Origin of the sequence: Oceanicella sp. SM1341 (assembly GCF_003448965.1) — a bacterium.
Lineage (GTDB): Bacteria > Pseudomonadota > Alphaproteobacteria > Rhodobacterales > Rhodobacteraceae > Paroceanicella.
In genome coordinates, this window is record NZ_QRGC01000066.1 from 1 (window position 1) to 3,836 (window position 3,836).

The 3,836-nt window shown below is 72.0% G+C and carries 3 protein-coding genes and 1 pseudogene; all 4 read left to right on the forward strand.

Translation table 11 applies throughout. The features are described from left to right. A pseudogene (locus tag D3P35_RS26615) lies at positions 1 to 432 on the forward strand (hypothetical protein); the annotation flags it as partial. Beyond that, the gene (locus D3P35_RS25550; RefSeq protein WP_198670806.1) at positions 419 to 2,581 is read left to right on the forward strand and encodes a head maturation protease, ClpP-related; all 2,163 of its coding nucleotides are present in this window, start codon (positions 419 to 421) and stop codon (positions 2,579 to 2,581) included. The pseudogene D3P35_RS26615 and the gene D3P35_RS25550, both read left to right, overlap by 14 nt. Positions 2,582 to 3,187: 606 nt before the next feature. After that, entirely contained in the window at positions 3,188 to 3,532 is a 345-nt protein-coding gene (locus D3P35_RS25560) for a DUF2190 family protein (RefSeq protein ID WP_118138752.1), read from the forward strand. A gap of 2 nt (positions 3,533 to 3,534) precedes the next feature. Then, positions 3,535 to 3,836: hypothetical protein (locus D3P35_RS25565; RefSeq protein ID WP_118138753.1), on the forward strand; the 302-nt coding region annotated here is incomplete at its 3' end.

Below are 3,836 nucleotides of genomic sequence, written 5' to 3' on the forward strand. Positions count from 1 at the left end.
TGCGAGGGCGTGGCGCGCTGGCTCGCCGAGGCCTGGCCGCTGGCCGGGGCGCGCAGCCCGGTGCGCGCCCTCACCGCTGGCATCCGCCCCGACGCCTTCCGGCTGGAATGGACCGCGCCGCGGCGCGCGCTGATCGACCCGACCAAGGAGATCCCGGCCATGGCGGCGGAGATCGAGGCGGGATTGACGAGCCGCCAGCGCCAGCAGCGCCGCCTCGGCTACGACCCCGACGTGATCCGCCACGAGCGCGCCGAGGATGCCGCGAAGGACGCGGCGATGCCCGGGGCGGCGCCCGCCGGGCGGGCAGGGGGCACGCGCCCTTCACCCTCTGCGCCCACCGGCGCACCGGACGACGAATCCGACACCGATCCAGACACCGCGGCGGATGACCCCGCCGACAGCGAAGAGGAGGACGCCGATGCACGGGCGTGACCTGGTCTACAACGGCGAGATCGTGCTGAACGGCTCGATCCTCTCCTCGGGCGACGAGGAGTGGTACGAGAGCGGCATCATCACCTCGTCCATGGTGCGCGATGCCCTGGCGCTGGTGCCGGGCGACGTGACGGTGCGGGTGAACTCGCCCGGGGGCGACCCGACCGAGGGCGAGGCGATCCGCGTGCTGCTGGCCGAGCATGACGGCACGGTCACGGTGAAGGTGGCGGGCGACGCGATCTCCGCCGCCTCGCTGATGATCATGGGCGCCGACCGGATCGAGATGTCCGAGGGCTCGATCATGATGATCCACGATCCCGCCACGGTGACCTTCGGCGATGCCGCCGCGCATCGGAAGTCCGCCGGCATGCTCGACGTGCTCGCCGACACCTACGCCGCCGTCTACGCCCGCCGCTCCGGCAAAAGCGCCGCCGAGGTGCGTGCCCTGATGCAGGCGGAGACCTGGTTCGGGCCCGAGGCGGCCGTGGCCGAGGGGTTTGCGGATGCCGTGACCGGCTTCGAGCCCGAGACCGCCGACGTCCCGCCGATCCCTGTGGCCGCCAGCATGTCCCGCACCGTGATCGACGCCGGGCGGGCGCGCTTTGCCGAGGCGGTGAGCATGGCCGGCAAGGCCCTGCGCCGCGACCACAGCGGGGGCGGCACGCCGGCCCCGCAGCCGGCCCCGGCCGGAGATCTTCCCGAGGCCCGCCGGGCCGCAACCAAGGAACCCACCATGAGCAAGCCCACCGACCCGGCCACCACCGCGCCGGAGACCACCACGCCGCCGCAGGCCCAGCAGCCCGCGTCGACCACGCCCGCGCCGCAGGTGGCTGCCACCATGGCCGCGCCCTCCGCCGCCGACGCGATCCGCATGGAGCGTGAGCGGGTGCGCGCCATCCGCGAGATGGGCGCGCCGCATGTCGCCTCCGGCCTGCTGATGCAGGCGGACGTCGACGCGGTGATCGACGACGGCACCGGGGCGGAGGCCGCCGGCCAGCGCTTCCTCGCCTCGATGGCCGCCGCCCAGCCGCCGGCCGGGCGCGCGGGGCGCGACCGCGTCACCATCACCCGCGACGAGACCGACACCCGCATGGAGGGGATGATCGGCGCGCTGATGGGGCAGGCAGAGGGCCCGGCCAGCGAGTACCGCGGCCTGCGGCTGAAGTCGCTCGCCATGCATCTCGCAGGCTCCGCCCGAGGCTTCAACGAGGCGGCGGCGGTGCGCGCCGGCATGCGCGCGACCAGCATGATGGGCGGCGCGCTCGGCGTCTCCGACTTCGCCTACATCACCACCGAGGTGATGGGCCGCACGCTCACCGCCGAGTACCAGCGCCGCGCGGCCAACTGGACGGTGATCACCGGCGCGCCGGTCACCGCCTCGGACTTCCGCGAGCTGCACGCGGTGCGCTTCGGGGGTGACTTCTCGCTGAAGCCGGTGGCCGAGAACGGCGAGTACCAGCAGGCGACGCTCGCCGACGAGGCCGAGGGGCTGAAGGTCGAGCGCCGGGGCCGGACGATCAACCTCACCTTCGAGGCGATCATCAACGACGACATGGGCGCCTTCCAGCGCATCCCGCGCGAGTTCGCCATGGCCGCGCGGGTGATGGAGGCCTCGATGGTCTGGGGGCTGATCCGCGCCAACGCGGCGCTGAAGTCGGACAAGAAGGCGCTGTTCCACGCCGACCACAGGAACCTCGCGGGCGCCGGCGGCGCGCTCTCGACCGCCACCGTGGCCGCGGGCCGCAAGGCGCTGTGGGAACAGACCGCCTTCGGCTCGAAGGACAAGGATGACTTCCTGATGGTCGAGCCGAACCTGCTGCTGGTGCCGCCGGCGCTGGAGATGGCCGCCGGCCAGTTCACCGCCAGCGTGACGCCGGCGAAGGACGCCGACGCGAACCCGTTCAAGGCGAGCGTCACGCCGGTCGTGGCCGCCCATCTCGGCGCCGCGGCGGGCGGCTCCGACACCGCCTGGTATCTCGTGAGCTCCGACCTGCCGCCGGTGACCCACGCCTACCTCGACGGCTACCAGGCGCCCACGGTGCAGACCATCGAGGGCATGAACCCCGACAAGGTGACGATGAACGCCCGCCACATCTTCGGCGCGGCCGTCACCGAGTACCGTGGGGCGTACAAGAACCCCGGCGCGTAATCGCTGTTACCCGGCAAATGAAAGCGGACTGCTCTCCGGTCTGCTGGCGAGAGAGATTCCCAGGGGAAGTCCCGCGAGCCTGAACGCGTCGATGATCAGTGAGGCCTGGTAGTCGAAGCCAAACTGGAGGAGCGCTCGGACGAACTCGGGCCAGGGGGGAGTGTTCGCACGGAACGGCTTCGCATCGGCCTCGAAGTACAAGCCTCCTCCGGGTCCAGGGTAAAGCCCGCCGCGAGGGCCATTGTACACCATGCCGCCAGGACCGGCGAACAGCCCACCGCCGGGGCCCATGTAGAGCCCGCCGCCGGGGTCGCGGGAGAGCCCCCCTCCGGGCCCCTCGAACAGCCCACCTTTGTGACCGGCGTACAACCCTCCGCCTTGTCCGGTCGACGCGCCACCGCCGGGTCCTGCGTACAGGCCCCCGTCCGGCCCGGTCCCGAGACCACCGCCGGGTCCGGCGAATTGATTCCGAATCCACATACTCACCCCTCCTGATCAGGAGGTCGGCCAAATCGGTATGAGATGTCAATCATCTGATCGACGATTGCGATGTCTCGACATACCGGAACCAGCAAATACCCATCCTCATCGATGAAGGAGATTGCCATGAAGAACTACATCCAGCCGGGCGACAACCTCACCATCCCGGCGCCTGCCGACACCGACGCCGGCGCCGGCGTCGCGGCCGGCCTGCTCTTCGGCGTGGCGCAGCACGATGCGGCCACGGGCGAACCCCTCACCCTCGTCACGCGCGGCGTGTTCGAACTGCCGAAGCCCAACGCGCAGCCCTGGGCGATCGGCGATGCGCTCTACTGGACCGGGAGCCAGGTGACCACCACCTCGGGCACGGGCAACCTGTTCATCGGCGTCGCCGTGGCGGTGGCGAGCAATCCCTCGGCCACCGGCCTCGTCCGTCTCAACGGCGCGGCCCCCGCGGCGGAGACCGCCTGAGCATGGCGCTCTTCGACGGGCTGACGGGCCTGCTCGACGACGTGTTCGGCGCTCAGGTGACCGTCACGCCGCCGGCCGGGGCCGCGCGGCCCGTGCAGGCGGTGTTCCGCGAGGGGCCGGTGACGGTGCTCGGCGCGGAGGGGCAGGAGGTGACCACCGTGCTTCCGACGCTCTCGGGCGCGCGCGACAAGCTCGCCGCCCTGGTGCCCGGCGGCACGGTGCGGCCCGGCAACGGCAAGACCTACCGCTGCATCTCCGCGCTGCCCTCCGGCAGCCCGGCCGATGACGCGCGGATGACGATCGA

Excerpts from the sequence above, each read along its gene's own strand:
- D3P35_RS25550 (WP_198670806.1), top strand. The coding sequence starts at position 419 with ATGCACGGGCGTGACCTGGTCTACAACGGCGAGATCGTGCTGAACGGC.
- D3P35_RS25560 (WP_118138752.1), top strand. The coding sequence starts at position 3,188 with ATGAAGAACTACATCCAGCCGGGCGACAACCTCACCATCCCGGCGCCT.